Source organism: Streptomyces murinus (genome assembly GCF_002154555.1).
In the GTDB taxonomy this organism is placed as follows: Bacteria; Actinomycetota; Actinomycetes; order Streptomycetales; family Streptomycetaceae; genus Streptomyces; species Streptomyces murinus.
This window is the reverse complement of the sequence record NZ_MUNF01000386.1, coordinates 1-5,205: the sequence shown is the minus strand read 5'-3', so window position 1 is coordinate 5,205 and position 5,205 is coordinate 1. Positions and strand designations below refer to the sequence as shown.

Here is a 5,205-nt window from a genome sequence, read left to right as displayed (position 1 = left end):
CGGCGGGCCAGCTCCAGCAGGGTTCGGGCGGCGTCGTCGCCCCGCCACAGGGCCGGGCGGTAGTTGATGTCGAAGGAGATCAGGGGGCGGTCGGCGGCCGGGGCCGTCAGCCGGTGGAGGAGGGCGTGGCAGTCCGACGAGAGGGCCGCGGTGATCCCCGACAGATGCAGGATCCGGCAGTCCCGTACCGCGTGCATGTCCACGTTCGCCGGGGACATCGCCGACGCGGCCGATCCCGCCCGGTAGTACGCCACCTCGTGCGCCCCCGAGCCCCGGTCCGCGGCCGTGCGGAAGTAGACGCCGGTCGGGCGGGAGGGATCGCGTCGTACCGTCGAGACGTCCACCCCGTACGCCGCGACGCCCGCCGTCACGCACTGGCCGAATCCGTCCGTGCCCACCCGGCTCACCCAGCGGGCCGAGTGGCCGAGCGCCGCCATCGCGCAGGCCACGTTGGACTCCGCGCCGCCGATGGCGCGGGAGAAGGCGGGCACCTCGGACAGGGGGCCGGGACGGGTGGGGATGAGGGTGACCATGGATTCGCCCAGCGCGACGATGTCCACTCCCGTAACCCCCAAGCGCCGGCGGTGTCACTCCGTTGACCCGTTGTCGGCGAGATGCTAGACAGCAGTGAGCACTGCATGCAATGCACGTTGCACAGAATGCAACGGCAAGGGCGTGCGCCGGACGAAGAAGGGCTCCCATGGACACCGAAGCGCTCGACCGGCTGGCCGAGGAACGGGTCGACCACCGCTTCAAGGGCCTCCCGCCGGGTGCCCGCGGTCTCCTTGTCGGGGAGCTGGCCGCCCAGCGGCGCAATCTGTTCGACGCGGACGGCGGATTCACCACTCCCCTGCTCGTCCTGTCTGCCGAGCGCCTGGCGCACAACCTCGCGCTCATGGAGTCGTACACCGCCCGGCACGGTCTGGCGTTCGCGCCGCACGGCAAGACCTCCATGGCGCCGCAGCTGTTCCGGCGCCAGATCGAGCACGGCGCGTGGGGGATCACGCTGGCCGTGCCCCATCAGGTGCGCGTCGCACGGGAGTTCGGCGTCCAGCGGGTCTTTCTCGCCAATGAGCTGGTCGACGCCTCCGCCCTGCGCTGGCTCGCCGGTGAGCTCGCCGCGGACCCGGGCTTCCGCTTCGTCTGCTACGTCGACTCCGTGCGCGGTGTGGAGCTGATGGACGCGGCGCTCGCGGGGGCCGTCCGGCCGGTGGACGTGGTCGTCGAGCTGGGCGCGGGCGAGCAGGCCCGCACCGGTGTCCGTACGGCGGCGGACGCGCGGGCCGTCGCCGAGGCGGTGGGGCGGGCGCGGGCACTGCGGCTCGTCGGGGTGGCGGGGTACGAGGCCCAGGTGCCCGACGCCGACCCGGAGCGGGTGCGCGCCTGGCTGGATCAACTCGTCACACTCGCGGTCGAGTTCGACCGGGACGGGCTGTTCGAGGGCGCCGAGGAGATCGTCGTCAGCGCCGGTGGCAGCGAGTGGTTCGATGTCGTCGCCGAGGTCTTCGCCAAGATTCCCGCGCTGTCCCGCCCGGTGCTCAAGCTGCTGCGCTCCGGTGCGTACGTCTCGCACGACGATGTGCACTACAGCGAGCTGACCCCGTTCAACCGGGTGCCCGAGGAGGGCGCGCTGGAGCCGGCGTTCCTGCTGTGGGCGCAGGTGGTCTCGCGGCCCTCGGCGACGGAGGCGTTCGTGAACGCGGGGAAGCGGGACGTCTCGTACGACCTCGATCTGCCAGTGGCGCGGGTGGTGCGCCGGGACGGTGCCGAGCGGCCGGCGGCCGGTATCGAGGTGACGGCGCTGTCCGACCAGCATCTGTGGCTGCGTACCGGTGCCGACGCGGATCTCCGGGTGGGCGACTGGATCGGCTTCGGGCTGTCCCATCCGTGCACGGTCTTCGAGAAGTGGCAGCTCATCCCGGTGGCGGAGGCGGACGGGACGGTGGTCGACTACATCCGCACCTACTTCTAGGGCGCGGAAGCCGGAGCGGGAGAGCCACAGCGGTACAGCCGGAGCGGGAAAGCTTCTGGAGCGGTCGGGGAGGCCGGTATGGAAGACCTGGTCGTGCGGGACGCCGAGGTGGTCGACGGCAGCGGCGAGCTGTCGTACCGGGCCGATGTGGTCGTCGACGGCGGGCGGATCGTCTCCATCGTCAAGGAGGCCGCGGCGGCGGGTTGCCAACGGCCGCGGGCGATGCGGGAGTTGGATGCCGAGGGGCTGGTCCTCTCCCCCGGGTTCATCGACATGCACGCCCATTCCGACCTCGCGCTGCTCCGCGACCCCGACCACAGCGCGAAGGCCGCGCAGGGGGTCACCCTGGAGGTGATCGGCCAGGACGGGCTGTCGTACGCACCGGTGGACGAGCGGACGCTGGCCCAGGTGCGCCGGGCGATCGCCGGGTGGAACGGGTACGGCGAGGACGTCGACTTCGACTGGCGCACGGTCGGGGAGTACCTCGACCGTCTTGACCACGGGTTCGAGGGGCGCGGGATCGCCGTGAACGCCGCCTATCTGATCCCGCAGGGCACGGTCCGGGCGCTCGTCATGGGGTGGGAGGACCGGCCCGCGACCGCCGAAGAGCTGCGCCGTATGCGGGAGTTGGTGGCGCAGGGGCTGGAGCAGGGGGCCGTCGGGCTGTCCTCCGGGCTCACCTACACCCCGGGGATGTACGCCGACGACGCCGAACTGACCGAGCTGTGCCGGGTGGTGGCGTCGTACGGCGGCTACTACTGCCCGCATCACCGGTCCTACGGCGCCGGCGCGCTGGACGCCTACGCCGAGATGGTGGCGCTGGCCCGGGCGGCGGGCTGCCCGCTGCATCTGGCGCACGCCACCATGAACTTCGGGGTGAACGAGGGGCGCGCCGATGAGCTGACGGCCCTGCTCGACCGCGCCCTGGAGGCGGGCGCGGACATCACGTTCGACACGTACCCCTACACGCCCGGCTGCACCACCCTGGCGGCCCTGCTGCCGAGTTGGGCGAGCGAGGGCGGCCCGGCGCAGGTGCTGGCCCGGCTCGCGGACCCGGCGACGGCCGAGCGCATCCGGCGGGAGCTGGAGGTGACCGGCTCGGACGGCTGCCACGGTGTGCCGGTGGCGTGGGAGACGGTCGAGGTCTCCGGGGTGGCCGACCCGGCGCTCGGCGCGTGTACGGGGCGTACCGTACGGGAGTTGGCGGCGGAGCGGGCCCGGTCGCCGTGGGAGGTCGTCCGGCGGCTGCTGATCGAGGACCGGCTCGGTACGACCGTCCTCCAGCATGTCGGCCACGAGGACAATGTGCGCGCCCTGATGCGCCACCGCGCCCACACCGGGGGCTCCGACGGCATCCTGCGGGGCGCGAAGCCGCACCCGCGGGCGTACGGCACCTTCCCGCGCTATCTCGGGCACTACGTAAGGGAGTTGGGCGTGCTGTCGCTGGAGGAGTGCGTCGCCCGGCTCACCGCGCGGCCCGCGGCCCGGCTGCGGTTGCCGGACCGGGGCCTGGTGCGCGAGGGGTACCGGGCGGACCTGGTGCTGTTCGACCCGGGGACGGTCGCGCCCGGCGCCACGTTCGAGGCGCCCCGGACGCCTCCGACGGGCATCCCGTACGTCCTCGTCGACGGTCGCTTCGTCATCGAGGACGGCAGGCGGACGGACGTGCTCGCGGGCCGGTCCGTCCGCAGGACGCCGACACCGGCACCGACGCCGTTGCCGGGGTGAGCGCCGTGCCGCCGCGCCTTACGGCTTGGGCAGGGTGCAGCCGGCCGCGCTCAGGTTCAGCTTGTTGCCGGTGGTGAAGCAGGCCGGGATCCCGTACGTCTCCTCGGCGTAGTTGGTGCCCTCGTGGACGGTGACGTTGCCGTTCGCGTCCACCTCGCACGGGTTGTTGACGGTGCAGCGCTCCCCGTCCTCGTTGCCCGTGTTGTTGACGGCGACGACCTTGCCGGTGCTGGTGTCGATGACCGGGGAGCCGGAGGTGCCGCCGATGGTGTTGCAGCTGGAGGTGTAGCGGATGGAGTCCTTCCAGGTCCAGTCGCCCTCCTTCAGCTGGTTGACGAAGCCGTCGATGTTGCAGCTGTAGGTCTTCTTCCAGTACCCGGAGACGACCTTGATGGCGGTGCCCGCGGTCGGGTGGGTGTCGCTGAGGGTGAGCGGGCTGATGCCGTAGGAGCTCTTGATCTGCGCGTAGGTGGTGTTGAGGCGGTAGATCGTGATGTCCGTGTCGGTCATGGTGGAGTAGACGACCTGGTTGGCGCGCAGGGTGGCTATCTTGCTGCCGCTCGCGTTCAGCAGGCCGAAGGTACGGCTGGAGGACTGGCCGGTGATGACCTCACCGGGGTCGGGGAAGCCGGTCTCCAGGCAGTGGCCGTTGGACAGCACCAACGCCGGGTCGCTGTCGGCGGAGTTGGGGAAGCGGATCACCGAGCCGGAGCAGTCGCTGAGCGAGACGGTGCCGGCGAAGTTGACGGTGACGGCGGGCGACTTCGCCTTGGGCGCCGGGGAGTCGGCGTGCGCGGCGGGGGCCGCGGTGAGTGGGGCGGCGACCGCGGGAGCCGCGCCCAGCCCGGCCAGGGCCAGGGCGGACAGCGCGGCGAGGAGAGGCTTGTTCATGTGGGGGTCCCCTCTTACGACGGCGGCGACCGGAGGGATTTCCGGTCGCCTGCTGTGTTGTCATGCGCATTCTCGGCGCAGCGAGGGGACGGGAACAAGAAGGCGGATCAGGTCGTAGGGGTTTCCCTGTGCGACGCCTGTGATCAACTCTCTTGATTCCCTGACGACTTGAGGGCGGGTCAGCGGGGATGCCTGCCGTGGCCGTGGCCCCTGCCGCCGGAGGAGAAGTACGGGGTGGGCGTGGTGGCCGTCGGCGCCGGGGGTGGCGCGCCGGCCGTCGCGGGCGGCGGCGCGAAGGCGGTGGTGGGCGCCGGCGGGGGCTGCCGGCCCTGACGGCCGCGACCGGGGGTGCGGCCGGGGCGGAGGACGTCGGATCAGTCGGATCGGGGGATGTCGGGGCGGAGGCGGCGGACGCGGGCTCCGGGGATCTCGCGGGCGCCGAGTCGGGCGCCGGATCGGTCACCGAGGGAGCCGCCGGGGCGCTCGGGGTCGCCGGGACGACGGGTTCGGGTTCCCCGGTCGAGTCCCGGCACAAGGGGAGCGGCCGTGCCGACGCCACGGCGAGCGCGGGCGCGGACGGCGCGGGGGCCGCAGCCCCGGCGGCTCCCTCGGTG

4 protein-coding genes and 1 pseudogene are annotated in these 5,205 nt (G+C 72.6%); 3 read left to right on the top strand and 2 right to left on the bottom strand.

From position 1 onward, the window contains the following. Window positions 1–533, bottom strand: a 533-nt coding sequence (locus tag CCN72_RS23145) for a sugar kinase (RefSeq protein WP_244174400.1), incomplete at its 3' end; no start/stop codon positions are given. A 167-nt stretch (window positions 534–700) separates the two neighbouring features. Between CCN72_RS23145 and CCN72_RS23140 the strand changes: the two genes are divergently transcribed. Both CCN72_RS23140 and CCN72_RS23135 read left to right on the top strand, forming a co-directional pair. Beyond that, window positions 701–1,972, top strand: a complete 1,272-nt coding sequence (locus tag CCN72_RS23140; RefSeq protein WP_086809232.1) for an amino acid deaminase — start codon at window positions 701–703, stop codon at window positions 1,970–1,972. 78 nt (window positions 1,973–2,050) lie between these two features. Beyond that, window positions 2,051–3,700: an N-acyl-D-amino-acid deacylase family protein gene (locus CCN72_RS23135; protein ID WP_086809230.1), complete on the top strand. Its 1,650-nt coding sequence runs from the start codon at window positions 2,051–2,053 to the stop codon at window positions 3,698–3,700. An 18-nt stretch (window positions 3,701–3,718) separates the two neighbouring features. Here the strand turns inward: CCN72_RS23135 and CCN72_RS23130 are convergent, their stop codons facing one another. Beyond that, window positions 3,719–4,591, bottom strand: coding sequence for a S1 family peptidase (locus CCN72_RS23130; RefSeq protein ID WP_085566316.1), 873 nt, complete (start codon window positions 4,589–4,591; stop codon window positions 3,719–3,721). Between the two features lie 197 nt (window positions 4,592–4,788). Between CCN72_RS23130 and CCN72_RS40020 the strand changes: the two are divergent. Next, window positions 4,789–5,205, top strand: a pseudogene (locus tag CCN72_RS40020) (hypothetical protein); the annotation flags it as partial.

Excerpts from the sequence above, each read along its gene's own strand:
- CCN72_RS23140 (WP_086809232.1), top strand. The coding sequence starts at position 701 with ATGGACACCGAAGCGCTCGACCGGCTGGCCGAGGAACGGGTCGACCAC.
- CCN72_RS23135 (WP_086809230.1), top strand. The coding sequence starts at position 2,051 with ATGGAAGACCTGGTCGTGCGGGACGCCGAGGTGGTCGACGGCAGCGGC.
- CCN72_RS23130 (WP_085566316.1), bottom strand. The coding sequence starts at position 4,591 with ATGAACAAGCCTCTCCTCGCCGCGCTGTCCGCCCTGGCCCTGGCCGGG.